Source organism: Pseudomonas sp. B21-059, assembly GCF_026016285.1.
Lineage (GTDB): Bacteria > Pseudomonadota > Gammaproteobacteria > Pseudomonadales > Pseudomonadaceae > Aquipseudomonas > Aquipseudomonas danubii.
Genome location: NZ_CP087201.1, coordinates 4,157,586 through 4,184,414 on the forward strand (window position 1 = coordinate 4,157,586; position 26,829 = coordinate 4,184,414).

Below are 26,829 nucleotides of genomic sequence, written 5' to 3' on the forward strand. Positions count from 1 at the left end.
GTCCAACGCTGCTGCGACGCTTCAAGCCCCTCGCAGAGCGCCCCGCCAGCAGGCCCGTATATTGTCCGACAATAATCGTAAAAGCCCCGTATACACAGGCCGAAACATGCACTAATGGCAAACTGGCATTTCGCCAAAACTGGACAATACTGGTCGCGACGGACCTCCCTGTCCGCCTCCCAGCGAAAAGGACTTCAGCATGAAACCTCAAGAACTCGAACTCGATGTCGCGGTGGTCGGTGGGGGTGTGTCCGGCACCTACAGCGCCTGGCGCCTGCAGCATGAACAAGGTGAAAAACTGCGTATCGGCCTGTTCGAATACGGCGACCGCATCGGCGGCCGGCTGTTCAGCATCAACCTGCCGGGGCTGCCCAACGTGGTCGCGGAAGTCGGCGGCATGCGCTATATCCCCGGCCCCACCGGCCATGTGCTGGTAGACAGCCTGGTCAAGCAGTTGCGCCTGCCAAGCCAGAAATTCCCCATGGGCGCGCCGCCCCCGGTGGGCTCGCTGAACAACCTGTTCTACCTGCGGGGCAAGCGCTTTCGTTATCGCGACTTCAAGGAAGCGCCACACAAGATCCCCTACGACCTGGCCTGGTCCGAGCGCGGCTTCGGCCCCGAGGACCTGCAAGTCAAGGTGATGAACTACGTCTACCCGGGCTTCGACCAGCTCAGCCTGTGCCAGCAGATGCAGGTCAAGGTGTTCGGCAAGGAAATCTGGCGCTACGGCTTCTGGGACCTGCTGTACCGGGTCATGAGCAATGAGGGCTACCAGTTCATGAAGGACGCCGGCGGCTACGACGCCAACGTCGCCAACGCCAGCGCAGTCACCCAGCTGCCCGCCACCGAATACAGCGACGACACCGAGTTCCTCACCCTGACCAAGGGTTTCCAGAGCCTGCCCCTGACCCTGGAGGCCAAGTTCCGCAAGCTGCCGGGAATCTTGCCCGGCGCCCAACGCGTGCAGATGAACCAGCGCCTGGTGCAGATCAGCTACGCCAAGGACCGCGACTTCCCCTATCGCCTGCATTTCCAGAGCACCGTCACCGAACAGGGCAGCACCCGGGACATCGACGGCAGCCAGGTGGTCAAGGCGAAGCAGATCATCCTGGCCATGCCCCGTCGTGCCCTGGAGCTGATCGATGCGCCGCTGTTCGACGATCCCTGGCTCAAGGAGAACCTCGGCTCGGTGCTGATGCAGTCGGCGTTCAAGCTGTTTCTGGCCTACGAACAGCCCTGGTGGCGTAGCCTCGGGCTGGTGGCCGGGCGCTCGGTCACCGACCTGCCGGTGCGCCAGGTCTACTACATGGGCACCGAGTGCGAACAGCCCGGCGGCCAGCCGAATCTCAACTCGCTGTTGATGGCCTCCTACAACGACATCGGCACCGTGCCCTTCTGGAAAGGCCTCGAAGGCGGTGCGCCCTTTGTCGGCCATGTGCCGGCCAGCCTCGCCGGGCAGTTGCAAGCCGCAGCAGTGGTGCCCAAAAGCGAGTTCCAGGTCAGCGACGAAATGGTCCGGGTGGCGCAGATGCAAGTCACTCAACTGCATGACCAGGTGGAGCTGCCACGTCCCTATTCGGCGGTCTACCACGCCTGGGATGCCGATCCCTATGGCGGCGGCTGGCACGAATGGAAGGCCAACTACCGGATCGACCAGATCCTGTGCCGCATGCGCAAACCGGTGGCCGACCAGCAGATCCATATCGTCGGCGAGGCCTACTCCATGGGCCAGGGCTGGGTGGAAGGCGCGCTGACCGTGGCCGAGTCGACCCTGCAGGATTTCTTTGGCCTCAAGCGCCCCAACTGGCTGCCCAAGGACTATGCCCTGCTGCCGGTGCCGACCCCGGACGGCTGCACCCTGCCCGGCGACCAGCCGCTGCCCTGCCAGAACTGCGCCAAGACCCTGGACGGCGTCACCCAGTTCGCCTACGAGGGGATCGCCCATGGCCAGCAATGACCCCTTCAGCGTCGCCGACTACCTGCTGACCCGCCTGCAGCAACTGGGCCTGACCAAGGTGTTCCAGGTGCCGGGGGACTACGTCTCGCACTTCATGTCGGCCCTGGACGACTTCGACGGCATCGACGCGGTGGGCGAAGTCAACGAGATGGCCGCCGCCTACGCGGCCGACGGCTATGCCCGTTACACCGGGATCGGCGCGGTATCGCTGCAATACAGCGTCGGCACCTTCAGTGCCCTGAATGCCATTGCCGGCGCCTATGTCGAACGCAATCCGCTGGTGCTGATCAGCGCCAGCCCGTCGGCGCAGAACCGTGACCTGATCTGGTCCCAGGATGTGCTGTTCCACCACTCCACAGGTGATCTGGATGTGGGCCGCAAGGTCTTCGAGCCGGTGACCGTGGCCAGCCTGATTCTTGACGACAGCCTGCGCGCCCCGGCGCTGATCGACGAGGCGCTGGTCAAGGCCATCAGCGAGCGCCGGCCGATCTACCTGGAAGCCTGGCAGAACGTCTGGGGCGAACCTTGCCCGCGCCCTCAGGGCGAACTGCAACCGCTGCCCGCCCGCTGCGACGAGGACTCGATGCGCGCCGCCATCGAGGCCAGCCTGCTGCGCCTGGGCAGCGCCCGCTCGCCGCTGATCATGCTCGGCATCGAGGTGGCCCGCTGCGGCCTGCAGGAGCAGGTAATGCGCCTGATCGAGGCCAGCGGCCTGCCCTTCACCACCAGCCTGGAAGCCAAGACCGTGGTCGACGAAAGTCACCCGCAGTTCATCGGCACCTACGCCGGCACCGCTTCGCGCCTGTGGACCCAGGCTTTCATGCAGGACGTGGACTGCATCCTCGCCCTGGGGGTGATCTTCACCGACGACTACCTGCAACTGCTGAACCAGGACTTCAGCCGGATCATCCTGGTCAACAGCCAACTGGCCCGCACCGGCCTGCAGTACTACCCCCACGTACCGCTGCCGGAGTACGTGCAACGGCTGCTGGGGGCCCTGGGCCTGGACAGCGACTACCCCCTGCGCAACCACGTTCCTGAACCCGCGCGCCCGCCGCTGCTGCAACAGGGCGCACCCGACGATGCACTGGGTTATGACCTGTTCCTGGAGATACTCGACGGTTTTGCCCGGCAACAGAACCTGTGGCCGGGCAGCAGCCTGATCCTCGGTGAAAGCTCGGCCCTGTATGCCGCCAGCAACATCAACGGCCTGCCTCGGGACAGCTTTGTCGCCGATGCCATCTGGGGTTCCCTGGGCCATGAAACCGGCTGCGCCCTGGGGGTGGCCATGGGCAGCGGTCGGCGGCCGATCGTGGTGGCCGGCGACGGCGGCTTCATGATGATCTGCCAGTCGCTGTCGACCCTGGCACGCAACCGGATCAACGCCCTGGTGTTCGTCATGAGCAACGAGGTCTACGCCATCGAACAGGCGTTCGTCGATATCGATGCCTTCGAACCCGGCGGCCAGTTCGCCCCGTTCGACACCCTGCCGACCTGGGACTACCTGGCCCTGGCCAAGGGGTTTGGCGCCGAGGGTTTCAAGGTCTCGACCCGGGCCGGGCTGGAACAGTTGCTGCCGCAACTGCTGCAGATCAAGGACCGCCCGGCGCTGATCCAGGTGGTGATTCCCCGGCAGGACCTGGCACCGCAGATCAAGCGCCTGGCCAAGCCGGACGGCCCGTCGTTCGTCGCCCGTCACAGCCACGACAACGACAACGACAACGACTGAACCCTCGCGCTGCAGGAGCCGGCTTGCCAGCCCACACCTCGGCAAGCCGGCTCCAACCCAGCGTTTCCTGCAAGGAGCAACACAGCATGGACGTCCCCTTCCTGCGCTCGACCCTGGCCGCCGGCCTGCTGCTGGCCAGCGCCAGCGCCCTGGCCCACACCATGAACCACGGCAGCGATGAACACAGTGGCGGCTTCACCCCGGTGCCGCCGGACACGCCCTACCTGCAAGTGCTGCACAAGTGCGTCAGCCCCCAGGACACCGAGGGCGACCAACTGCTCTCGGGCCTGGGCGGCACCCGTTACCCCCTGGTCAGCCTCAAGCAGCCGGAGCAGGTCCAGGCCTTCTACAGCCAGGGCATGGCCCTGCAATACGGTTTCAATTTCTCCGCGGCGATCCGCGCCTTCTACCAGGCCAGCCGCTTCGACGAAGGCTCGGCCATGCCCTATTGGGGCATCGCGCTGTCGGCCAACTCCAACATCAACAGTGTCGCCACCACCGGTTGCAACCAGTTGGCCTACCGCTCGGTTCAGATCGCCCTGGAGCACGCCAGCGCCCGGCTCAAGGACAGCGCCGCACAAGCCACCTTCAGCCAGCGTCAGTTGCAGCGCGAGGTGGACTACGCCAAGGCGCTGCTGAGCCTGTATAGCGAAAAGGACGGCCAGGTCAGCCTTGGCGATGAGGGCAACAAGCGCTACGCCGACGCCATGAAAAAACTGTCGGAAGACTACTTTGACGACCTGGATGCCGCGACCCTGTACGCCGACGCCCTGCTCAGCCGCGACCCGTGGAAATGGTGGGACGGCACCGAGGCCGTATCCAATCAGGTCAAGCCGACCGACGCCGCCTACGAGGCCCTGCAAGTGCTCAACCGGGTGCTGGTCCAGGACCAGCAGCACACCGGGGCCAATCACTTCTACATCCACGCCATCGAGGAATCACCCTTCCCCGACAGCGGCCTGCCCATGGCCAATCGCTTCCGCGACCAGAACCCGGCCATCGGCCATCTGGTGCACATGGCCTCGCACATCTACCAGCGCACCGGCAACAACAACCTGGCCAGCGTGGCCAACTACACCGCCGTCTCGGTGGACCGCGCCTACGCCCATCAGGTCCAGCCGCAAAGCCCCTACGCCTTGCACTACCTGGGGCACAACATCCACTTCCTGACCTGGACCCTGTCCATCGAAGGCCGGCAGAACGAATCCATGAACATGGCCGAGGAACTGGTGGAGAACACCACCCGCTACGCGGCCGTGCCCTTCCTTTGCCAGCAGTACCCCGAAGAGCTCAAGACCAAGAGCGACTACTTCTACGCGGTGCCCTACTACTTCGCCGTGCGCTTCGAGGACTGGGACGCCCTGGCACGGATCGAACCGAAGATCGACGCCGGCCTGGCCACCCTCAACCAGACCTGCCGCGAGGCCAACCAGGGAACGGACAAGCCCTGGCAGGACTTGACCAAGCCCTACACCCAACTGATGAAGGCCTATGCCCTGGCGTACCGGCAACTGAGCGCCCAGAACCTGAACCAGGACCAGGCCCGCGATGCCCTCAAGGGTTTCTGGCAGGCGGTCGCCGCCTCGCCCCAGCCCCTGACCGGCAAGGACGCCCTGCAATATGGCAACAATCCCGCGCTGCAGCTGCTGCGCATCGCCAACCTGACCCTGCTCGACCGCGCCCTGACCCGTGCCGTCGGCCCACTGGATCTCGCAGCCCTCAAAAACCTGGGCAACCAGGTATTCAACAACGCCAAAGAGGGCCTCAACGCTGACCTGCAGGCCCTGACCGGCAATGCCGGCGAGCAGCAGATTGCCGCCTGGCGCAAGGCGGTGGAGGTGCAAGACGCCCTGGCCTACAACGAGCCGCCGGACTGGTACTACACCCTGCGCGAGTCCCTGGGTTATGCCTTGCTGGCGCAGAAACGCTATACCGAGGCGGAACAGGTGTTTCGTGAGGATCTGGCGGGCAACCGCCTCAGCGGCCGCTCCCTCAACGGCCTGAAGCTGAGCCTGGAAAACCAGCCCGGCAAACAGGTCCCGGCGTTGCTCGAAGAACAACTGCAAACCGCCTGGCGCAATGCCACGGTGAGCCCGGCGCCGCGGTTGTAGGCCTGAGGCAAAGGCTACCAGGGGCGGGATCGCAACCGCGGGCGACCCTGCCCCTGGGCAACCTCAGGCAACGACTAGGACAAACCCCGCGGATGACGAGGCCAGGGCCAGTACCAGCGCAAGCCCCGAGGCCGCAACAGGCGTTCGTAGAGCATCCACAGCATGCCCAGCAGCATCAGCGCCACATGCCCCTGCTCCAGCAGCACCGGCAACAGCATCAGCGGCCAGCAGGAACCTACGCACCAAGCCCCGGCGGACAGGCCAAAACCCAGGCAGTCCCTCAGATAGCCCAGGCCAAAGGCACAGATCCGCGGCTGCCGGTGGCACTGGTTCAGGCAATGTTGCTTGAACGGCGAGGCCTGCCAGACCAGGCACAACAGCAACACGGCGAAAAAACCCTGCCACGCACTCAGGCCGAACCACACCCGGACCGCCACCACCAGCCCCATCAGCACCACGCCTGCCAGGCTCCAGACCGCGCCGAAGCCCAGCACGAACAGGGCAACGCCCTGCCAACGCTTGCGCCGCAAGCTACGGTGCCAGACGTAGAGCAAGGGCTGCACCAACAGCAGTGGCAGCATGGCAAGCAGCATCAGCCACCAGCCCTGCAACAATTGCTGCGGTGGATTGAACAGCAACGCCTGCTCGATGCCCCGCCAGCCCAAGGCATAACCGGACAACGACAGGCTGCCGCAGAACGCCGGAATCGACAGCATCGCCGTCGACCCCAGCAACCACCCCCACCCCACCAGGCTGATCAGCAGCAACCAGGGACGCGGGTTCTGGCCCAAGGGTCGCAGGCCACGTAGCACGCCCCTCAACCGCCCAGCCGGGTGAGGCTGACCCGCGCTACCGTGATCTGGTCCTCGGCAGGCACCGCCGCCCTGGACACCAGGCGGATATTCAACTGATCCGCCGAGGTGATACCCCCCAGGTGCAGGGCATCGATGATATCGGTGATCTCGAACACCTCGGTGATGCCGTGCCCGCCGTGCTCGTGGTCGGTACGACTGGCATCGCTCACGCCGAACAACGACAAGACCCCGGCCCGCAGCTCCGGATGCTGAGCCGGATCGGCATCGGCCGGCAGGTTGACATAGACCTCCAGCAACACCGCATCGCTGTTGCCGCGAATATTCTCCAGGTTGAGAAATACCCGGTCCGGCGGCGTGAAGCTGGCCGCGAACAGGTTCGACTTCAGGCTGCTGAACACCTGTTGCGCGCCCTGCTTGTCCAGTTGCACTGAGGTCTGCACCGAGTGCCCGACGATTTCCAGCGGCGCACGATTGGCCCCTATCACTTCTGTTTCCGGTTCCTTGGCCATCAATGCTCCGCTGGCGCTGAAGTTCTGCAATTGATCGGTTGCCAGCCCCAGGCGCTGCAAGCGCTGGTGCAGACGGTTGCCCTGGCTCTTGGCGGGAGCCGTGGTGTCGTATCGATAGTTGAGCCTGGGCGCCAGGGTATCGAGCACCTCCGCCACCTTGAATTTCCATGGTTCGCCATCGACCTGGGGCACGATAAAGGGCCGGCTCAGTTTGTCGGGGCCGTTGTACCAGTTGGACTTGTCGGGGTTGCTGTGCTCCTCGGGGCTGTCCAGCCAGACCTGCCACAAGCGGTCGATATTGGCATGATGCAGCCAGAAGATCGGGTCCAGCGCGGCGGTATTGGGATAGCTCATCAGGCCACGAACCGTATACCGAGAACCGTCGGGAGCGGTTCGCACCTGATCGCGGCCACCGACTTCGGTATGCACGACGTTGTGCGGGCACGACTCCAGGCCGCCTGTGACACCGCTTCTAAGCAGGGTTTTCGGGGTACCGCCAAAGCCGGGCGGGCTGCCTTCGCTGCCGCCCTCGTACCTCGGGTCGTCCAGACAGCCGAGACCGATCAGGCTGCCATCGAGCACGACGTTGCCGTCGCCCAAAAGGCCAAAGCGCTTTTCAACATACAGCGGGTTGGGCCCCTCATTGTTTGGCAGGGTCTTGGCGGCAAAGCACGCGGGCAGGTGCAGGGACTGCTGCCCCTCGTTGTAATTCCAGTAAGGCAGCGCCCAATCCTTGGGACCACCCAGCTGGACGACCACATCGCGGACGATCTGTTCGAAGGACGCCAGGTAACCGCGGTGCCAGGGCAGGAAGAACCAGTTGCCATGCTGGCACTGGTCCCAGTACAGCAGCTGTTCCGCCTCATTGGGCAGTGCCTCACCGGCCTTGAGGTAGCCGTCCATCCTCCACCACGACTCGGAGAATCCGTGAATCGCCGCGAGGAATCGCCAACTGGTGCGATCGGTGATCGGGCGCTGGAGCAGGACGCCAACCGCCCTGGCATACCACAACAGGGTCGGGTCCCAATCGCCGCTCAATTTCCCTACATCACGCCGTATATAAACCATGATTTATCTCCCTGAAAAGGCTCCGTTGCGGAGAGAGCGCTCGCTCCGCTGGCAACGCTAGATCAGGTGATATCAATCTGCCTGCCCGGCCCTGGTAAAAGCGGACCGATGGCAGGCCGTTCGGCGGCTCGGTTCAGCGCCCGGAAAAACGCAGGCGCGACAGCTGGCGCAAGTCGCCTTCCAGGTAATAGTCATCACTCCAGTGGTCGTCCACCGCCAGGGGCCGGACCTGCTTGAGGGCCAACTGCCTGGCGAAGTAGCGAAACCGGTAATGCTCATAGAAGCGCAGCAGTTCCAGGCCGTAGCGATCCGCCAGATCGGTGTCGCCACGGATGATCAGGTAGTTCTCGTCATTGCTCTGGCTGGCGCCGACGCTGAGGTTGTGGCTGCCGCTGATGATCACCGGAGCCTCGCTGGTGAAGTCGGTCACCAGCGCCTTGGTGTGCACCAGCAGGTTACCCCTCTGGCCCTTCAGACCCTCCTTGAGCCAGCCTTCCAGGCCCTTGTTGAGCAAGGCGGTGGCGGCAAACTCGGCGGTGCGATCGGCGTGGAAGCCGGTGATGCGACTGGCCGTGTTTTGCAGGCCATAACGCAGCACATCGTCGTGGGGCTGGCCGAGCAAGGCGTCGAGAATCCTGTCGGGCAAGGCAAAGGCGGTGACGAACAGCAGGTCGCGGCGGGCGCCGTTGATGATGTCGACGAACTCACTGAGATCGCCCTGCCCCCTGCGCGGGGAAAAACCGGCGAACAGCGGCGCATCCGGCTGCATGGGATTGTCCTGGGTCAGCCATTTGCGGGTGGCGCCCACGTCCGTCGGCGCCTGCCAGATCTGCTCGAACACCTGTAGATAGCGCCCGGCAATGTCCGGGTGATCGAGGCTGTGCAGCACATTGGCCTGGCGGTAGACCCCGTTGGCGGTGAAGTTGGTGCTGCCGCAGAGCACCGCTTCGGGCTGACGCTGGCCGGCGGCGTCGAGGCGGCTGAGGACGATGAACTTGTCATGGAAGATCCCGTGGGTCACCCGCCCACGTTTGCTGTGCTCGGGCAGGTGCTGCAGGCTGGCCTGGTTCTGCGTGGTGTCGTCGTCCCCGGGGCCGGCGTGGTACAGCACCCGCACTTGCACGCCACGGTCGAAGGCGGCGTTGACCGCGTCAACGACGGCCTGCAACTGGTACTCGTAGATGGCGATGTCCAGGCTCCAGCTGGCATCCGTGGCGCGCTGGATAAACCCCAGAAGCGCCTCCAGCAGACCGTTTTCCAGCCATTGCCGCGGGGCGTCGGGCCAGGACTCGATGGGCAGTTTCTTGTTGTTGCTGAGCAACGCATCCAGTTCCGGAAACTTGCGCGAGAAGGCCTGGCTGGCGGCCACGGCACGGTTGAAGATCACCTGCTGCCCCGGCGGCTGGCCGTTGTCGGCGGTGATGCTCAGTTCCAGGGCCTCCCCCAGTTGCGGCGCATCGGGGCTGCCGTAGGCCAGATGCACCCGATAGTTGAGGGTGGTGCCGGGGCGGACCGCGTAGTCGGCCCAGCGAAATTTCTGCAGCGGCGCCTGATCGCTGGGGGTGGCGTTGTATTGGGGGAAGGTATGGGTCTTGCCGGGGAAGGTCAGGCTATTGAACAGAAACAGCCAGGGCTTGCTGCCGACCTGCTTCTCGATGGCGAAGCCCAGCAGCCCCTTGCGCCGTGACGCATCCAGATCCATGGCCAGCAACACCCCATTGGTCCCGGCATAGGCCTTGACCCGGAAATCGTCCTTATCGTTACGCACCAGTACCCGCATCGCTTCACTCCTGTGTTGGCGCTGGCAGTGTAGCCGCTGCCGCAGGCTGCGAACGGGCCCGAAGGGCTCGCAGGGGCAGGCTCCGCGTTGTTTCTGGGAAGGATTGGGGGCCTTTGCGCCGACTGCGTCGGCGGTCGCAGCTTCGCAGGCTCAGCAGCGGCTACAGGGTTAGAGGGTTAGAGGATTAGAGGGTTAGAGGCTACAGATCGAGGTGGTGGTAGGCGGCGTTGAGGCGTGTCGCCAGTTCGCGGGCGCGGCCCAGGCGGATCGGGCCGCGTTCAATGTCGAGCAATAGGGTCGGGCAGTTCAGGGGCTGCAACAGCGGCAGGGTTTTCAGGCGGCCGTCGGTGATCAGCAGTACGCGCTGCTGTTCCGCCGGCAGGCGCCGCTGGCGCTGTTCCAGCCACTGGGCCGCTTCGCTCAGGGCTTGTGGCAAGGGCGTGCCGCCAGCAGCACCGAGGCCATCGAGCCAGTGCCGCAGGTCCTTGGAGGCTTTCAGGCCCTGGACCTGCCAGCTCGGTGCGCGGCCACTGGCGGTAAGCAGGGCCAAGCGCGCGCGCTGGCGGTAGGCGTCGTCGAACAGTTGTGCCAGCAAACCCTTGGCGTCGCTCAGGGCGCTGTGGCGGCGGGTCGAGGCCGAGGCGTCGACGATCACCAGCCACAGTTCATGGGGCGCGCGGCTGCGCAGGCGAAACAGCAGGTCTTGGCGCAAGCGCGGCCGGCCCTTGAGCAAGGTGCCGGGCCAGTTGATGGAACCGGCGCGGGCCTCGCGGCCTTTGCCTTGCCGGCCATGATCCAGGTGCCCCGCCCGGGGCTTGGCATCCGCCCCCCGATCAGTGCGGGGACGAATGCCTAGGGCTTTTTTGGCCAGCTGGGCACTTCACGCCGGGCGCCGGTGGGCAACGCCTGGGCCGGCATTTCGCCCCATTGGCCCTGGCCTTCACTGGGGTTGGCGTTGGCTGACGCCGGCGTCTGGGGGCTGGACTCCGATTGCGGCGCACTGGGCGCCGTCTCTCGGCGGCGGTGGCGCAAGGCAAACTCGGCGACCGCGTCGATGTCTTGCTCGGCGATGGCGCTGGCACCGCGCCAGGCGGCGTGGGCCCGGGCGGCTCGCAACCACACCAGGTCGGCGCGCAGGCCGTCGACGCCTGCAGCGAAGCAACGCTCGGTGATCAGCTCCAGGGACAGGTCATCGAGGGCGATGGCCGGCAGCAGCGCTCGGGCCTGCTGGCAACGCTCGCGCAACGCCGTTTGCGCCTCGGCCCATTGGCCGCAGAAGCCCTGGGGATCGCTGTCGAAATCCAGGCGCCGGCGGATGATCTGCCCGCGCTCCTGCGGCGCGGGCTGGCCGCTCAAGGCGACGTTGAGGCCGAAGCGGTCCAGCAGTTGCGGACGCAGTTCGCCCTCTTCCGGGTTCATGGTGCCGATCAGTACGAACTTCGCCGAATGGCGATGGGAAATACCGTCGCGCTCGATCAGGTTGGTGCCGCTGGCGGCCACGTCCAGCAGCAGGTCCACCAGGTGATCGGGCAGCAGGTTGACTTCATCGACATAGAGCACACCACCGTCGGCCTTGGCCAGAACCCCCGGAGAGAACTGCGCCCGGCCTTCGCCCAGGGCGGCGTCCAGATCCAGGGTGCCCACCAGGCGCTCTTCGGTGGCGCCCAGGGGCAAGGTGACGAACTGGCCGCTGGCCAAGAGATCGGCCAGGCCCCGAGCCAGGGTCGACTTGGCCATGCCCCGCGGACCTTCGATCAGCACACCGCCGATCTTCGGGTCGATGGCGGTCAGGCACAGGGCCAGTTTCAGGCTTTCGGCGCCGACCACGGCGGACAGCGGAAAATGGGGGGTGTCGCTCATGTCGGGGTCTCGCTCAAGGGTTGTGCAAACATCAGGGGGTGGCGGCTGCTACAAGTTGCGATCGGCACCGCAGAGCCGTCGCGAAGAGGTTCGGGGCGGTCGCACGTGACGTCGACGTCGTCGGCGTTCGCAGCCTGCAGCAGCGGCTACAGGCTCAGCTGTCTTCTTCAATATCCAGCAACAGGTGCTCCAGGGCTTCACGATAATCGCCGGGCTCTTGCCACAGGCCTCGCTGCTGGGCTTCCAGCAGGCGCTCGGTCATGTCGCGCAGGGCGTGGGGATTATGCTGGCGGACGAACTCGCGGGTCGAGTCGTCCAGCAGGTAGGCGTCCGCCAGCAAGGCGTACTGGTGATCGTCGATCAGCTCGGTGGTGGCGTCGAAGGCGAACAGATTGTCCAGGGTCGCGGCCATTTCAAAGGCGCCCTTGTAGCCATGGCGCTTGACCCCTTCGATCCACTTCGGATTGGCCGCCCGGGAGCGGATCACCCGATTCAGTTCTTCCTTGAGGGTGCGGATCTTCGGCAGGTCCGGCTGGCTGTGGTCGCCGTGGTAGCTGGCAGCCTTGGCCCCGCTGAGGCTTTCCACCGCGGCCAACATGCCACCCTGGAACTGGTAGTAGTCGTTGGAATCCAGCAGGTCGTGCTCGCGGTTGTCCTGGTTCTGCAACACCGCCTGCACCTGGCTCAGGCGGGTGGCGAACTGCTCGCGGGCGGCGGTGCCTTCGTCGTTGCCGCCATAGGCATAGCCGCCCCAGTTCAGGTAGACCTCGGCCAGGTCCTCGCGGCTCTGCCACAGGCGACCGTCGATGGCACCCTGGACCCCGGCGCCATAGGCCCCGGGCTTGGCGCCGAAGATCCGCCAGCCAGCCTGACGCGCGGCCGCGTCCTGCTCCAGGCCGGAGGCGATCAAGGCCTCGCGCTCGGCGCGAACCCTGGCCGCCAGGGGGTTCATGTCCTCAGGCTCATCGAGGGCCGCCACCGCTTGCACCGCTGCGTCGAACAGGCGGATCAGGTTGGCGAAGGCGTCGCGGAAGAACCCGGACACCCGCAGGGTCACGTCGACCCGCGGCCGGTCCAGCAGGCTCAGGGGCAGGATCTCGAAATCGTCCACCCGCTGGCTGCCGGTGGCCCACACCGGGCGCACGCCCATCAGGGCCATGGCCTGGGCAATGTCGTCGCCGCCGGTGCGCATGGTGGCGGTGCCCCAGACCGACAGGCCCAGTTGCAACAGGTGATCGCCGTGGTCCTGCAGGTGGCGTTCGAGAATCAGGTTCGCCGACTGGAAACCGATGCGCCAGGCGGTGGTGGTGGGCAGGTTGCGCACGTCCACCGAATAGAAGTTGCGTCCGGTGGGCAGCACGTCCAGACGCCCGCGGCTGGGTGCACCGCTGGGCCCTGCGGGGACGAAACGCCCGTTCAAGGCGTCCAGCAGGCCACGCATTTCCGCCGGGCCGCATGCGTCCAGGCGCGGCGCGACCACTTCGCGCAAGGCGTCGATGATGACCCGTACCGGCTCCCAGCCCGGCTCATCCAACTGCGCCACCGGGCCCTGGAGCGCGGCTTCGATCAATGCTGCGGCGTACAGTTCCAGGCGTTCGCGCACATCGCCCGCCGTGCGCCACAAGGCATCGCTGAGCTGTCGCAACGGCTGCGGGCGACGCCCGGTCCAGGGTTCGGCCAGGGCGCAGTCCAGCGGATCGAAGCCCAGGTCGAAAGCCTTGGCCAAGGCCCGCAGCAGACTGGCATGAGCGCCCTTGCCATCGCCCCGGGGAATGCGCAGCAGGGCCAGCAGGGTGTCGATGCGCAGTCGGCCGCCGGGGGATTCGCCGAACACGTGCAGGCCATCGCGGATCTGCGATTCCTTGAGGTCGCACAGGTAAGTGTCCAGGCGCGGCAGCCAGATCGCCGCGTCGGCGTCGCTGTCCAGCTGTTCGCCCAGTTGCAACTCACGGTCGATGTGGGTCTCGCGCACCAGTTGCAGGATGTCCCGTTGCAGCTCCCGAGCGCGACGTGGGTCCAGCAGCTGGGCTTCGTAGTACTCGTCCGCCAGCAGCTCCAGGTTACGCAGCGGGCCGTAGGTTTCGGCACGGGTCAGGGGCGGCATCAGGTGGTCGATGATCACTGCCTGGGTGCGGCGCTTGGCCTGGGCGCCCTCCCCCGGGTCGTTGACGATGAACGGGTAGATGTTCGGCAGCGGCCCCAGCAACGCATCCGGCCAGCAGTTCTCCGAGAGGCCGACACCCTTGCCCGGCAGCCATTCCAGGTTGCCGTGCTTGCCGACGTGGATCAGCGCATGGGCGCCGTAGGTCTGGCGCAGCCAGAAGTAGAACGCCAGGTAGCCGTGGGGCGGCACCAGGTCCGGGTCGTGGTAGACCGCGCTGGGGTCCACCTGATAACCCCGGGCCGGCTGGATGCCGACGAAGGTCAGGCCAAAGCGCAGGCCGGCAATCATCATCCGCCCGTCGCGGAACATCGGGTCTTGCTGCGGTGCGCCCCAGCGCGCCAGCACTGCCTGACGGTTGGCTTCCGGCAGGGCCTGGAACATCAGCGCGTAGTCGTCCAGGGCCAGGCTTTGCTGGCACGGGCGCTGGTCGAGGCTGTCCAGATCATTGCTGACCCCGCCCAGCAGTTGCCGGATCAGCTCACTGCCGCTGGCGGGCAACTCGGCCGGCAGCGGGTAGCCTTCGGCGTGCAGGGCCTTGAGGATGTTCAGCGCCGCAGCCGGAGTGTCCAGGCCGACGCCGTTGCCGATGCGCCCGTCGCGGGTCGGGTAGTTGGCCAGCACCAGGGCGATGCGCTTGTAGCCGTTGTCCAGGCGCCCCAGCTCGACCCAGCGCCGGGCCAGTTCGGCGACAAAGTCCATGCGCTCGGGCTGACCGCGATAGCAGACCACGTCCGACTGGCTGCGCTCGCTGCGCCAGGCCAGGTCCTTGAAGCTGATGGGCCGGCTGATGATGCGCCCGTCCAGTTCCGGCAAGGCGATGTGCATGGCCAGGTCCCGCGGGCCCAGGCCTTGCTCGCTGTCGCGCCAGCCGGGTTCGTTGTCCTGGGCGCAGATGGCCTGGATCACCGGAATGTTGCGGCGGAACGGCCGCAGGTGCGGGGCTTCGGGGCTGGACTGGGCAAAGCCGGTGGTGTTGAGGATCACCCCGGCCGCGGTTGCCTCCAGCCACTCTTCCACCTGGCTCAGGCAGCCGGGCTCCTTGAGGCTGGCCACGGCGATCGGCAAGGGGTTGAGCCCCGCCGCCTGCAAGCGCTGGCAGAACAGGTCGATAAAGCCGGTGTTGGCCGCCTGCAGGTGGGAGCGGTAGAACAACAGCGCCGCCACTGCTTGCCCTTGCTGCCAATCGGCCTGCCAGTCGCTGAGAGTGGCCTGGCTCTTGTGCGGGTGGTAAATCGCCGTGCGTGGCAGGGTCTGCGGCTCGCTCCAGGGGTAGTCGCGCCCCAGCAGGCCGCTGGCCAGGCAGCGGTAGAAATTCAGCGCGTTGTCGCGCCCGCCCTGGCGCAGGAACTGCCACAGGCGATCGCGCTCGACGGGGCCCACGGTGCTCAGGTCGCTGAGCTCCGGGTCCGGACGATCGTCCCCCGGCACCAGAATCAGTTGCACCCCGCGCTGGGACAGCTCCACCAGCCGCTCGACGCCGTAGCGCCAGTAGCCGATGCCGCCGTGCAGGGAAATCAGGATCACCTTGGCGTGGCGCAGCACCTGGTCCACATACAGATCCACCGAAGCGTGGTTCTGCACCTGCATCGGGTTGGCCAAACGAAAGCTGGGGTAATCCTCGGGCAACTGCTCGGCGGCATCGGCCAGCAGCGCCAGGCTGGAGTCGCCGCTGCACAGGATCACCAGCTCGGCGGGGGTTTGTCCAAGGTCGGCAATGTTGTCATCCGACACGAAACCGCCGGGCTGGGTCCTGAGCAGGTGCATGGCTTACACGCTGAGGGCGGCGCGCAGTTGCGCTTCGAGTTGGGCGGCGTCCAGTTCCTGGCCGATCAGCACCAGGCGCGTGGTCCGGGCTTCGTCAGCGCCCCACTTGCGGTCGAAGTGCTTGTCGAAGCGCGTGCCCACGCCCTGGATCAGCAAACGCATCGGCTTGTTGGGGATCGCGGCAAAGCCCTTGACCCGCAGGATGCCGTGCTTGACCACCAGCTGGGTCAGGGCGTCCAGCAGCAGGCTTTCGTCGGCCTGGGGCAGTTCGATGGAGATGGAGTCGAAGGCGTCGTGATCGTGATCGTCGTGGTCGTCGTCACCGTCGTGGTGGTGATCGTGGTGGCTGTGGCGACCGTCGATGTGTTCCTCGGAGCCGGCACCCAGGCCCAGCAGTACGTCCAGGGGCAGGCGGCCGCTGCTGGCTTCGATGACCTTGACCGCCGGCGGCAGCTCTTCGGCCACTTCCAGGCGCACCTTGGCCAGGTCTTCGGGGTTGATCAGGTCGGTCTTGTTGAGGATCACCAGGTCGGCGCTGGACAGCTGGTCGGCGAACAGCTCGTGCAGCGGCGATTCGTGGTCCAGGTTGGGGTCGAGCTTGCGCTGGGCGTCCACTTGATCGGGGAACGCGGCAAAGGTGCCAGCGGCCACGGCCGGGCTGTCGACCACGGTGATCACCGCGTCGACGGTGCAGGCGCTGCGGATTTCCGGCCACTGGAAGGCCTGGACCAGGGGCTTGGGCAAGGCCAGGCCGGAGGTTTCGATAAGGATGTGGTCCAGGTCGCCACGGCGCGCCACCAGTTCGCGCATCACCGGGAAGAACTCTTCCTGCACGGTGCAGCACAGGCAGCCGTTGGCCAGCTCGTAGACCCGGCCGCTGGCCTCTTCCTCGGTGCAGCCGATGGAGCATTGCTTGAGGATCTCGCCATCGATGCCCAGCTCGCCGAACTCGTTGACGATCACCGCGATGCGCCGGCCCTGGGCGTTGTCCAGCATGTGCCGGAGCAAGGTGGTCTTACCCGAGCCAAGGAAGCCGGTGACGATGGTGACGGGAAGTTTGGCCAGTGTTTTCATCGGATGCCCCTTGGCAAAGGTGGCGGGCATACGGGACGAGAGCCGCAGCGCAGAGGCGCGCGGAGATTTCGCCACCGGATCACCCCGCCCGGTTGTAGTGAGAATCTGGGATCGAGGCAGGTCTCCTGGCTGGGGGCTTGCCAGTCATTGGACTGGCGGTTTCTGCGCCTTCCCGCAGGCGTTACGAACGCCAATGCAGTGGCCTTGCAGAAATGAAACCCTTCACAGTTGCGGGGGCAGCCGCGGCATCGACCGCGTTCCCTTCTTAGCTTCGACCGCTGGCCGAAGAACCTCGAAGGCGCAAGGCTACGCAGAGCGCGGGGGACGGTCAATCGGCAATACACCGGCATCCGCAATTGACGACGTTACCCCGCCCATGATTTGCTACGCGCCTTGTTACGGGTGCCCTTCACAGGGTGAAACGGGAAACCGGTGAATCACGTGCTTTACTAAAAAGTCGTGACCAGTCCGGTGCTGCCCCCGCAACGGTAAGCGAGCGAAGTGTCAGATCCACTGTGCCAAGGCATGGGAAGGCGACACTTGTCGGCACGGCATGACACAGCCTTGCCCCTCGCAAGCCCGGAGACCGGCCCGCAACACACACATAACAAACCCGCGGTGGGCGGGCGCTGTTGCAAACCCTGCGCGCTCCTCACGCGGGGTTTTCCTGCGCTCCTCCCCCGCCGACACTCCAAAGGGAAGCGCCATGTCGATCATCAGCAGCACCAGCCACTCCGCCAGCAGCACCTCCACCCTGAGCCAGCGCCTGGTGGCCGCCATCGGCGCTTCGCTGCTGGGCGCCTGCCTGGTGTACTTCGCCGGTTTCTCCCATATCGAAGCGGTGCACAACGCCGCCCACGACACTCGTCACAGCGCTGCTTTCCCTTGCCACTGAGACCTGCCGACATGATCAAGCGTATTGCACAAACCGCAGGCTTCAGCGGGTTGCTGGCGGCCTTGCTGCTGACCCTGCTGCAGAGCTTCTGGGTGGCCCCGCTGATTCTGCAGGCGGAAACCTATGAACAGGCCCCGGCCGTGGAGGCTCATGAACACGCCGCAGGCGCCATGGCCGGCCACAGCCACGACGCCGAAGCCTGGGAACCGGAAGATGGCTGGCAGCGGGTGCTGTCCACCACCGGTGGCAACCTGGTGGTGGCCGTCGGCTTCGCCCTGATGCTGGCCGGGCTCTATACCCTGCGGGCGCCCAGCCGCACTTCCCAGGGCCTGCTCTGGGGCCTGGCCGGTTATGCGACCTTCTGCCTGGCGCCGACCCTGGGCCTGCCGCCGGAGTTGCCGGGCACCGCTGCCGCCGATCTGGTGCAGCGCCAGGTCTGGTGGATCGGCGCCGCCGCTTCCACCGCCGTGGGCCTTGCCCTGATCGTGTTCGCAGGCAACTGGCTGCTGAAACTGCTGGGCGCCGCCATCATCGCCGTGCCTCACGTGATCGGCGCACCACAACCGGAAGTGCATTCGATGCTGGCCCCGCAAGCACTGGAGACCCAGTTCAAAATCGCTTCACAGTTGACCAACGCCGCCTTCTGGCTGGCCCTCGGGCTGATCAGCGCCTGGCTGTTCCGGCGCAAGAACACGGATCCGTACTCGGCATGATCGAGGTGCGCGCAGCGTCGACCCTGGTGGTCGGCCTGGGCTGCCAGAAAGGCTGCCCGGCGACCACGCTGCGCGCGCTGCTGGATCAGGTGCTGGAAGCCCATCGCATCGATACGCAGCAGGTTTTCGCCCTGGCGAGCATCGACCTGAAACGGGCCGAGCCCGGACTGCTGGAGTTGGCCGAACAACTGGCATTGCCGCTGACCTGTTTCAGCAGCACGCAGTTGGCGCCTTATGCTTTGCGCCTGAGCCACCGTTCACAGATCGCCTTTGAACGCACCGGCTGCTACGGCGTTGCCGAAAGTGCCGCCCTGGCCATGGCTGAACAGCTGCATCCCGGCCCGGCCAAACTGCTGATCCCTCGTCAGAAATTCGCCCAGGCCACCCTGGCAATGGCCGCTTGCCGGTAAAATCCTCGATAATCCGCCGCCTTGATCATGAGCAATCTTCATTTGAAGCTGGCTCCAGCCCCTTTTTCACAGGACACAGCCATGACTGTCTATTTCATCGGTGCCGGTCCCGGCGATCCGGAACTGATCACGGTCAAGGGCCAGCGCCTGATCCATCGCTGCCCGGTGATCATCTACGCCGGCTCGCTGGTGCCCGAGGCCGTCCTCGAAGGCCACAGCGCGATACGAGTGATCAACAGCGCCGAGCTGCATCTGGAACAGATCATCGAGGCGATCAAGCACGCGCACGACCAGGGTCAGGATGTAGCCCGGGTACATTCCGGCGATCCGAGCCTGTATGGCGCCATTGGCGAGCAGATTCGCTGCCTGCGGGAGCTGGGTATTCCCTTCGAGATCATCCCTGGCGTCACCGCCACCGCCGCCTGTGCCGCCCTGCTGGGAGCCGAATTGACCCTGCCGGATGTGTCCCAGAGCGTGATCCTGACCCGCTATGCGGACAAGACCGCCATGCCGGCCGGTGAAGAATTCGCTAGCCTCGCGGCCCACGGCGCCACCATGGCGATTCACCTGGGGGTCAACCACCTGGAGAAGATAGTCACAGAGCTGCTGCCGCACTACGGCGCCGACTGCCCGATTGCCGTGGTACACCGAGCCACCTGGCCGGATCAGGACTGGGTCCTGGGCACCCTGGCGGACATTGCCGATAAAGTCGCGGCCAAGGGTTTCCGGCGCACGGCGCTGATCCTGGTGGGCCGGGTGCTGGCCACGGACGCGTTCAGCGAATCATCGCTGTACCGCGCCGGGCACGCGCACCTCTATCGCCCCTGACACACACGCTGTGTAGGGGCTGGCTTGCCAGCGAAGGCGGTCTTGGCATCGTGCAAGGCTTGAGGACCCATTCGCCGGCAAGCCGGCTCCTACGGAGGCTTTTTTGCGGGGAGCTGGTTTGCGGGCATAAAAAAACGGCGCTCACGGGGCGCCGTTTTTTGTTCGCAGCGAACGCCTTAGTAGTAGGCGTTTTCTTTCTGCGTGTGGTCGGTGACGTCGCGCACGCCCTTAAGCTCGGGGATGCGCTCGAGCAGGGTGCGCTCGATACCTTCCTTCAAGGTCACGTCGGCCTGGCCGCAACCCTGGCAACCGCCACCGAATTGCAGCACGGCGATGCCGTCGTCAACGACGTCGATCAGGCTGACCTGACCGCCGTGGCTGGCCAGCCCGGGGTTGATCTCGGTTTGCAGGTAGTAGTTGATGCGTTCGTTGACCGGACTGTCGGCATTGACCATCGGCACCTTGGCGTTGGGCGCCTTGATGGTCAGCTGGCCGCCCATGCGGTCGGTGGCGTAGTCGACCACCGCGTCATCGAGGAAACCTTCGCTGAAGGCGTCGATGTAGGCGGTGAAGCTCTTCAGGCCAAGGGCCTTGTCTTCGGGTTTCTCTTCGCCCGGCTTGCAATAGGCGATGCAGGTCTCGGCGTACTGAGTCCCTGGCTGGGTAATGAAGATGCGGATGCCAATCCCCGGGGTGTTCTGCTTGGATAGCAGATCAGCCAGATAATCGTGGGCGGCGTCGGTAATGGTTATGGCGCTCATGGTGGTTCCTCGCAGACGTGGGCGCAGTTTACGCCAATCGACGCCGCTGACAAAGTCCTAGTATTTTTGTCGGGATAGACCTTGGTATAGGGCTTCCCCGGGGCCCGCCAGCGGGCGTCCCGAGGACAGATAGCGGCCCTGTATCAGAGGTTTTCGTAACGGTTCATGTCCATGACTCCGGCCTCGACCGGGTCGACTTCCTGCAGATAACGGGTCTGGTCGTGGAAGTACTGCCAGAACTGCGGATGACTGCGGCGAATCCCCCAGCGATCGACGATCTTCTCGAAGCCGGCGGCGTCCCTGGCCGCTTGCATGGCCTGGACAAATGCCGGCACCTGCTCGCTTGGAACGTTGAACATGAAGTTCGGATAACTGCTGAGAATGCCCGGAAAAATGGTCAGGGTGTCCAGGCCCGGCTGGTAGCGTAGCGACTCGCCCAGCATGAAGGCCACGTTACTGTGGGCGCGATTGCGCAGCATGCTGTAGAACTCGCGCTTGCCGCTCGGGGCCTGGACCCGCAGCAAGGTAGCTTCCGGCAACTGCTCGATGACCTTGAGTCCCGCCGCCGGACGCGACGCCAGGCGGCTCAGGGCCTGATCGGCATCCTGCAACGCCGGGTCGATATTGGGCCGCGAGCAATAGGCACTGTCACAGCGATTGATCGGGTCCGGCTTGGCGTTGAGCTCGCCATAGCGGGCCAGCAACTGATGGGCGAAGTCTTTCTTCGGGTCCTTGGGGTCCAGTTTCAGGGCGCTGCGCTTGTCGTCGTCGATGGACTCGTAATCCAGCCACATCTTGAACTTGCCGCTGTTCTGGTACCAATCGTCAAGGAAATCCTCACGGGTGCCAGCAGGCATCAGGCGCAGGAAGTTCTGCTCGGCACCGTTGCGGATCAGGTCGAAGTACAACCGGGTCTGGGCCTGGTGGGAGACGTTGCCGAACACGTCAAAATTCACCGCCAGCTGATAATAGGTGCGCTCCAGCAGCGGGTAATCGAACAGCCACATCGTCTGCGGCACCTCGCCGATCAGGCCCTTGCTCACCGAAGCACTGTCGAAGTGGCGGAAGATGCTCAGCAGCGCGTTGTCGTTGCCGGCCCACAGGGTCGACCAGCTGGGGGCCGGAGAATCGGCATAGAAGTCGCGGCGCAGGGCTTCGTACTCGTTGCGCTTGTCGCGATAGGACAGCCACAGGCTGAGCACGCTGCCGACATCGTCGTTCTGCCCGGGCATGGCCAACAGCGGTGTGGCTTGGCCGCGATAGGCCGGATCGGTGATGTACAGATCGTGTTCCGGGGCCTGGAACAGCGCCCAGAAGTTGTCGCGGATCACATCGGTGGCGATCTGCCCGCGGCACACCGGGCCACGAATGAAGGTGCGCACGAAGTATTCGGCGTTATCGAGCATGAACTGGTAGCGGGCCTTGGCCGGAATCGCCTCGAAGGTCTCGAACGGATTGGCCCGGCGCCCTGGTCCGTAGCCCGGCAAGGCGCTGACCTGCCAGTCGCCGCTGTAGAACAGGGTCTTGACCCGGGCCATCTTCGCCGCGCTCAGCGGGTAGGTGATGTGGGTCTTGTGCACGATCACCCCTTGCACCGGCCACAGGCGGTAATACACCTGGGTGCCCGGGTCGTCGTTGGGGCGACGGGTGTTGATCAGGTCGATGGGCTGGCCGCTGGGGGTCCGCGAGCGCACCCACTGGAAGAAGTGCCCCGGCTCGCCGCCTTCGAAATAGACATGGGCCAGGAACCAGTGTTCGTAGAGCCAGCGCGCCACCAGGCTTTCCCGAGCGCCGGGGGCGTTGAGCAGGTTCTCCCACTGGGCCACTTGCAGGCTTTCCCGGGCACTGGGGGCCAGGCCCTGCTCGTCGATGGGCGCACCGGAGGCCAACCAGCGTTGCAGGGTCTGGTATTGCTGCTCGGTGAGACCGGTGACCGCCAGGGGCATGCCCTCTTTCGGGTGCGCACCGGCATAGGCGTCGAACTCCGCCGGCTGCGGGCACATGTTCTCCCGGCTCAGGCCCAGGACGATCTCGCTGGGCAACTTGGCATTAGGCTGCAGCGGGGTGCGATGACCGAGTTCGAGCATGCGCGCCATCAGTGCGGCCTGGCTGCCCTGGGCGTCGAGCACCGAAAAAAACCCATGGCGCTGCCAGGCCGCCTTGCCGCTGGCGTCATAGAACAGCCGGGTAGGCGCCTGCGCCTGACTCCGCTCGCCGTCGTACACCGGAATCTTCGAAGCACCGCGACCGGCCCCTTCGCCGCTGCCCAGGTTGAGCTGACAGGCGGAGTCGTAGCAGGCATGACAGGCCACGCACTTCTCGGTGAAGATCGGCTGGATGTCGCGGGTGTAGGAAATCGCCGGAGCCGGACCTTGGGCCATGCACACTGAACTGAGAAGCAGCAGCGCGCTGCTGACGATAAAACGAAACGGCATGTCCCTGGTCCCGAAAGAAAAAACGCCGCAATTCTACCGATCTCGCCCCACGACCAACGTGAGCGATATTCATGTAAAACCCGTACATGCCGCAAATCCATGCAGGTTTGCTATGATCCACGCCCTTCGTTATGGCCCTACCAGGTAGTTCTCATGTCTGATCGCAGTGCTCGCCTCCACGCTCTCCAGCAAGCCCTCAAAGAGCGCATTCTGATTCTCGATGGCGGCATGGGCACCATGATCCAGAGCTACAAGCTCGAAGAACAGGACTACCGTGGCAAGCGTTTCGCCGACTGGCCCAGCGACGTCAAGGGCAACAACGACCTGCTGGTGATCACCCGTCCGGACGTGATCGGTGGCATCGAAAAAGCCTATCTGGATGCCGGCGCCGACATCCTGGAAACCAACACCTTCAACGCCACGCGCATTTCCATGGCCGATTACGGCATGGAAGAACTGGCCTACGAATTAAACGTAGAGGGCGCACGCCTGGCCCGCAAGGTGGCCGACGCCAAGACCCAGGAGAACCCGGACAAGCCGCGCTTCGTCGCCGGCGTCCTGGGCCCGACCAGCCGTACCTGCTCGCTGTCGCCCGACGTCAACAACCCCGGCTACCGCAACGTCACCTTCGATGAACTGGTGGAGAACTACACCGAGTCCACCAAGGGCCTGATCGAAGGCGGCGCCGACCTGATCCTGATCGAGACCATCTTCGACACCTTGAACGCCAAGGCGGCGATCTTCGCCGTACAGGGCGTGTTCGAAGAGTTGGGCGTCGAGCTGCCGATCATGATTTCCGGGACCATCACCGATGCCTCCGGCCGCACCCTGTCGGGCCAGACCACCGAGGCCTTCTGGAACTCCGTGGCCCACGCCAAGCCGATCTCGGTGGGCCTGAACTGCGCCCTGGGCGCCAGCGAGCTGCGTCCGTACCTGGAAGAGCTGTCGAACAAGGCCAGCACCTACGTCTCGGCGCACCCCAACGCCGGCCTGCCCAACGAATTCGGCGAATACGACGAACTGCCGGAGCAAACCGCCAAGGTCATCGAGGAATTCGCCCAGAGCGGCTTCCTGAATATCGTCGGCGGCTGCTGCGGCACCACCCCGGGGCACATTGCCGCCATCGCCAAAGCCGTGGCCGGTTATGCCCCGCGACAGATCCCGGACATTCCCAAGGCCTGCCGCCTGTCGGGCCTGGAGCCCTTCACCATCGATCGCAACTCGCTGTTCGTGAACGTTGGTGAGCGCACCAACATCACCGGTTCGGCCAAGTTCGCCCGGCTGATCCGCGAAGACAACTACACCGAGGCCCTGGAAGTCGCCCTGCAGCAGGTGGAAGCCGGCGCCCAGGTGATCGACATCAACATGGACGAAGGGATGCTGGATTCGAAGAAGGCCATGGTCACCTTCCTCAATCTGATCGCTGGCGAGCCGGACATCTCCCGCGTACCGATCATGATCGACTCCTCCAAGTGGGAAGTGATCGAAGCCGGCCTCAAGTGCATCCAGGGCAAGGGCATCGTCAACTCCATCAGCATGAAAGAAGGCGTCGAGCAGTTCATTCACCACGCCAAGTTGTGCAAGCGCTACGGCGCCGCCGTTGTGGTGATGGCCTTCGACGAGGTCGGCCAGGCCGACACCGAGGCGCGCAAGAAGGAAATCTGCAAGCGCTCCTACGACATCCTGGTCAATGAAGTGGGCTTCCCGCCGGAAGACATCATCTTCGACCCGAACATCTTCGCCGTGGCCACCGGCATCGAGGAACACAACAACTACGCAGTGGACTTCATCAACGCCTGCGCCTACATCCGCGATGAACTGCCCTACGCCCTGAGCTCCGGCGGCGTGTCCAACGTGTCGTTCTCGTTCCGCGGCAACAACCCGGTACGTGAGGCGATCCACTCGGTGTTCCTGCTGTACGCGATCCGCAACGGCCTGACCATGGGCATCGTCAACGCCGGCCAGTTGGAGATCTACGACCAGATCCCACAGCAGCTGCGCGATGCCGTGGAAGACGTGGTGCTCAACCGCACGCCAAACGGCACCGACGCGCTGCTGGCCATCGCCGACCAGTTCAAGGGCGATGGCAGCGTCAAGGAAGCGGAAACCGAGGAATGGCGCAACTGGGACGTCAACAAGCGCCTGGAGCACGCCCTGGTCAAGGGCATCACCAGCCATATCGTCGAAGACACCGAAGAGTCGCGCCTGAGTTTCAGCCGCCCGATCGAAGTGATCGAAGGCCCGCTGATGTCCGGCATGAACGTGGTCGGCGACCTGTTCGGCGCCGGCAAGATGTTCCTGCCCCAGGTGGTGAAGTCCGCCCGGGTGATGAAACAGGCAGTAGCCCACCTGATTCCGTTCATCGAACTGGAGAAAGGCGACAAGCCGGAGGCCAAGGGCAAGATCCTCATGGCCACGGTCAAGGGCGACGTGCACGACATCGGCAAGAACATCGTCGGCGTGGTTCTGGGCTGTAACGGCTACGACATCGTCGACCTCGGGGTGATGGTACCGGCGGAGAAGATCCTCCAGGTGGCCAAGGAGCAGAAGTGCGACATCATCGGCCTGTCCGGGCTGATCACCCCGTCCCTGGACGAGATGGTCCACGTCGCCCGCGAGATGCAACGCCAGGATTTCCACCTGCCGCTGATGATCGGTGGCGCCACCACCTCCAAGGCCCACACCGCGGTGAAGATCGAGCCCAAGTACAGCAATGACGCGGTGGTCTACGTCACCGACGCCTCCCGCGCCGTGGGCGTGGCCACCCAGTTGCTGTCCAAGGAGCTCAAGGCTGGCTTCGTCGAGAAGACCCGGGAGGAGTACGTGGAGGTGCGCGAGCGCACTGCCAACCGCAGCGCCCGTACCGAGCGCTTGAGCTACGCCGCGGCCATCGCCAAGAAGCCGCAGTTCGACTGGGCCGGCTACCAGCCAGTCAAACCGACCTTCACCGGCGCCCGAGTGCTGGACAACATCGACCTCAAGGTGCTGGCCGAGTACATCGACTGGACGCCGTTCTTCATCTCCTGGGACCTGGCCGGCAAGTACCCGCGCATCCTCGAAGACGAAGTGGTCGGTGAAGCCGCTACCGCCCTGTATAAGGACGCCCGGGAGATGCTCGACAAGCTGATCAATGAAAAACTGATCAGCGCCCGGGCGGTATTCGGCTTCTGGCCGGCCAACCAGGTGCAGGACGACGACCTGGAAGTCTACGGCGACGACGGCCAGCCCCTGGCCCGTCTGCATCACCTGCGCCAGCAGATCATCAAGACTGACGGCAAGCCGAACTTCTCCCTGGCCGACTTCGTCGCGCCCAAAGACAGCGGCATCACTGACTATGTCGGCGGCTTCATCACCACCGCCGGGATCGGCGCCGAGGAAGTGGCCAAGGCCTACCAGGATGCCGGCGACGACTACAACTCGATCATGGTCAAGGCCCTGGCCGATCGCCTAGCCGAAGCCTGCGCCGAGTGGCTGCACCAGCAGGTGCGTAAAGACTACTGGGGCTATGCCCAGGATGAGCAGCTGGACAACGAGGCGCTGATCAAGGAGCAGTACAGCGGCATCCGCCCTGCCCCGGGTTATCCGGCCTGCCCGGATCACACCGAGAAGAGCACCCTGTTCGCCCTGCTCGACCCCGAGGCCAGCGAAGGCCGCGCCGGCCGCAGCGGCGTGTTCCTCACCGAACACTTCGCCATGTTCCCGGCGGCTGCAGTCAGCGGCTGGTACTTCGCCCACCCGCAGGCGCAGTACTTTGCGGTGGGCAAGGTCGACAAGGACCAGGTGCAGAGCTACACCGAGCGCAAGGGCCAGGACCTGGCCGTAAGCGAACGCTGGCTGGCGCCGAACCTGGGCTACGACAACTGACCCAGACTCTGTAGGAGCCGGCCCGCCGGCTCCTACACCAGCCCGCCATCACAGGCGACATTGTCTATGCTCTGTTGACACCCAACCGTGTC

The 26,829-nt window shown here is 65.0% G+C and carries 17 protein-coding genes and 2 riboswitches; of the genes, 8 read left to right on the forward strand and 9 right to left on the reverse strand.

Features of this window, described 5'->3' with window-relative positions; genetic code table 11:
• The first annotated feature begins 199 nt into the window (after positions 1-199).
• From LOY69_RS18330 to LOY69_RS18340, 3 genes are all read left to right on the forward strand, one after another.
• A complete protein-coding gene (locus LOY69_RS18330; RefSeq protein ID WP_102864893.1) occupies positions 200-1,957 on the forward strand; it encodes a flavin monoamine oxidase family protein in 1,758 nt (585 codons plus the stop codon).
• Positions 1,944-3,686 (forward strand): thiamine pyrophosphate-binding protein, encoded by a 1,743-nt coding sequence (locus tag LOY69_RS18335; RefSeq protein ID WP_265073377.1) that lies wholly within the window; start codon positions 1,944-1,946, stop codon positions 3,684-3,686. Before LOY69_RS18330 ends, LOY69_RS18335 begins: the two co-directional genes overlap by 14 nt.
• Positions 3,687-3,772: 86 nt before the next feature.
• The gene (locus LOY69_RS18340) at positions 3,773-5,797 is read left to right on the forward strand and encodes a hypothetical protein (protein WP_265073378.1); all 2,025 of its coding nucleotides are present in this window, start codon (positions 3,773-3,775) and stop codon (positions 5,795-5,797) included.
• Between the two features lie 74 nt (positions 5,798-5,871).
• Here LOY69_RS18340 and LOY69_RS18345 read toward each other — a convergent pair whose 3' ends face one another.
• From LOY69_RS18345 to cobW, 7 genes are all read right to left on the reverse strand, one after another.
• Positions 5,872-6,609, reverse strand: coding sequence for a DUF2182 domain-containing protein (locus tag LOY69_RS18345; RefSeq protein ID WP_265073379.1), 738 nt, complete (start codon positions 6,607-6,609; stop codon positions 5,872-5,874).
• A 5-nt stretch (positions 6,610-6,614) separates the two neighbouring features.
• Entirely contained in the window at positions 6,615-8,189 is a 1,575-nt protein-coding gene (locus LOY69_RS18350; RefSeq protein ID WP_265073380.1) for a tyrosinase family protein, read from the reverse strand.
• 133 nt (positions 8,190-8,322) lie between these two features.
• Positions 8,323-9,969, reverse strand: a complete 1,647-nt coding sequence (locus LOY69_RS18355; RefSeq protein WP_102881546.1) for a phospholipase D-like domain-containing protein — start codon at positions 9,967-9,969, stop codon at positions 8,323-8,325.
• 199 nt (positions 9,970-10,168) lie between these two features.
• The gene (locus tag LOY69_RS18360; RefSeq protein WP_110596696.1) at positions 10,169-10,768 is read right to left on the reverse strand and encodes a vWA domain-containing protein; all 600 of its coding nucleotides are present in this window, start codon (positions 10,766-10,768) and stop codon (positions 10,169-10,171) included.
• A gap of 53 nt (positions 10,769-10,821) precedes the next feature.
• The gene (locus LOY69_RS18365) at positions 10,822-11,829 is read right to left on the reverse strand and encodes an ATP-binding protein (protein ID WP_110596695.1); all 1,008 of its coding nucleotides are present in this window, start codon (positions 11,827-11,829) and stop codon (positions 10,822-10,824) included.
• A 154-nt stretch (positions 11,830-11,983) separates the two neighbouring features.
• Positions 11,984-15,757, reverse strand: a complete 3,774-nt coding sequence (gene cobN / locus LOY69_RS18370) for a cobaltochelatase subunit CobN (RefSeq protein WP_265073381.1) — start codon at positions 15,755-15,757, stop codon at positions 11,984-11,986.
• A 3-nt stretch (positions 15,758-15,760) separates the two neighbouring features.
• On the reverse strand, positions 15,761-16,831 hold the full coding sequence (gene cobW, locus LOY69_RS18375; RefSeq protein WP_102881550.1) for a cobalamin biosynthesis protein CobW: 1,071 nt from the start codon (positions 16,829-16,831) through the stop codon (positions 15,761-15,763).
• Positions 16,832-16,928: 97 nt separating this feature from the next.
• Positions 16,929-17,141, reverse strand: a riboswitch (cobalamin riboswitch).
• Positions 17,142-17,214: 73 nt separating this feature from the next.
• A riboswitch (cobalamin riboswitch) is annotated at positions 17,215-17,441 on the forward strand.
• Positions 17,442-17,537: 96 nt separating this feature from the next.
• On the opposite strand from cobW, the gene LOY69_RS18380 reads away from it, so the two are divergent.
• The 4 genes from LOY69_RS18380 to cobM all read left to right on the forward strand — a co-directional run bounded on the left by LOY69_RS18380 (position 17,538) and on the right by cobM (position 19,677).
• Positions 17,538-17,726, forward strand: coding sequence for a CbtB domain-containing protein (locus LOY69_RS18380; protein WP_060839964.1), 189 nt, complete (start codon positions 17,538-17,540; stop codon positions 17,724-17,726).
• 11 nt (positions 17,727-17,737) lie between these two features.
• Positions 17,738-18,439, forward strand: coding sequence for a CbtA family protein (locus LOY69_RS18385; RefSeq protein ID WP_102881551.1), 702 nt, complete (start codon positions 17,738-17,740; stop codon positions 18,437-18,439).
• On the forward strand, positions 18,436-18,849 hold the full coding sequence (locus LOY69_RS18390) for a cobalamin biosynthesis protein (RefSeq protein ID WP_102881552.1): 414 nt from the start codon (positions 18,436-18,438) through the stop codon (positions 18,847-18,849). The genes LOY69_RS18385 and LOY69_RS18390 overlap by 4 nt, the downstream gene beginning before the upstream one ends.
• A gap of 81 nt (positions 18,850-18,930) precedes the next feature.
• Positions 18,931-19,677 carry a precorrin-4 C(11)-methyltransferase gene (gene cobM / locus LOY69_RS18395; protein ID WP_102864881.1) on the forward strand — a complete coding sequence of 249 codons (747 nt, stop codon included), beginning with the start codon at positions 18,931-18,933 and terminating at the stop codon, positions 19,675-19,677.
• A 176-nt stretch (positions 19,678-19,853) separates the two neighbouring features.
• Here the strand turns inward: cobM and nfuA are convergent, their stop codons facing one another.
• Both nfuA and LOY69_RS18405 read right to left on the reverse strand, forming a co-directional pair.
• Positions 19,854-20,438 carry a Fe-S biogenesis protein NfuA gene (nfuA, locus tag LOY69_RS18400; protein WP_102864880.1) on the reverse strand — a complete coding sequence of 195 codons (585 nt, stop codon included), beginning with the start codon at positions 20,436-20,438 and terminating at the stop codon, positions 19,854-19,856.
• Between the two features lie 143 nt (positions 20,439-20,581).
• On the reverse strand, positions 20,582-22,873 hold the full coding sequence (locus tag LOY69_RS18405; protein WP_110596691.1) for a fatty acid cis/trans isomerase: 2,292 nt from the start codon (positions 22,871-22,873) through the stop codon (positions 20,582-20,584).
• A gap of 153 nt (positions 22,874-23,026) precedes the next feature.
• On the opposite strand from LOY69_RS18405, the gene metH reads away from it, so the two are divergent.
• Positions 23,027-26,737 carry a methionine synthase gene (gene metH / locus LOY69_RS18410; protein WP_265073382.1) on the forward strand — a complete coding sequence of 1,237 codons (3,711 nt, stop codon included), beginning with the start codon at positions 23,027-23,029 and terminating at the stop codon, positions 26,735-26,737.
• Positions 26,738-26,829 lie beyond the last annotated feature (92 nt).

What these genes read in the sequence shown, in the direction of transcription:
- LOY69_RS18330 (WP_102864893.1), top strand. Translation starts at nt 200, where the DNA reads ATGAAACCTCAAGAACTCGAACTCGATGTCGCGGTGGTCGGTGGGGGT.
- LOY69_RS18335 (WP_265073377.1), top strand. Translation starts at nt 1,944, where the DNA reads ATGGCCAGCAATGACCCCTTCAGCGTCGCCGACTACCTGCTGACCCGC.
- LOY69_RS18340 (WP_265073378.1), top strand. Translation starts at nt 3,773, where the DNA reads ATGGACGTCCCCTTCCTGCGCTCGACCCTGGCCGCCGGCCTGCTGCTG.
- LOY69_RS18350 (WP_265073380.1), bottom strand. Translation starts at nt 8,189, where the DNA reads ATGGTTTATATACGGCGTGATGTAGGGAAATTGAGCGGCGATTGGGAC.
- LOY69_RS18355 (WP_102881546.1), bottom strand. Translation starts at nt 9,969, where the DNA reads ATGCGGGTACTGGTGCGTAACGATAAGGACGATTTCCGGGTCAAGGCC.
- LOY69_RS18365 (WP_110596695.1), bottom strand. Translation starts at nt 11,829, where the DNA reads ATGAGCGACACCCCCCATTTTCCGCTGTCCGCCGTGGTCGGCGCCGAA.
- cobN (WP_265073381.1), bottom strand. Translation starts at nt 15,757, where the DNA reads ATGCACCTGCTCAGGACCCAGCCCGGCGGTTTCGTGTCGGATGACAAC.
- cobW (WP_102881550.1), bottom strand. Translation starts at nt 16,831, where the DNA reads ATGAAAACACTGGCCAAACTTCCCGTCACCATCGTCACCGGCTTCCTT.
- LOY69_RS18380 (WP_060839964.1), top strand. Translation starts at nt 17,538, where the DNA reads ATGTCGATCATCAGCAGCACCAGCCACTCCGCCAGCAGCACCTCCACC.
- LOY69_RS18385 (WP_102881551.1), top strand. Translation starts at nt 17,738, where the DNA reads ATGATCAAGCGTATTGCACAAACCGCAGGCTTCAGCGGGTTGCTGGCG.
- LOY69_RS18390 (WP_102881552.1), top strand. Translation starts at nt 18,436, where the DNA reads ATGATCGAGGTGCGCGCAGCGTCGACCCTGGTGGTCGGCCTGGGCTGC.
- cobM (WP_102864881.1), top strand. Translation starts at nt 18,931, where the DNA reads ATGACTGTCTATTTCATCGGTGCCGGTCCCGGCGATCCGGAACTGATC.
- nfuA (WP_102864880.1), bottom strand. Translation starts at nt 20,438, where the DNA reads ATGAGCGCCATAACCATTACCGACGCCGCCCACGATTATCTGGCTGAT.
- LOY69_RS18405 (WP_110596691.1), bottom strand. Translation starts at nt 22,873, where the DNA reads ATGCCGTTTCGTTTTATCGTCAGCAGCGCGCTGCTGCTTCTCAGTTCA.
- metH (WP_265073382.1), top strand. Translation starts at nt 23,027, where the DNA reads ATGTCTGATCGCAGTGCTCGCCTCCACGCTCTCCAGCAAGCCCTCAAA.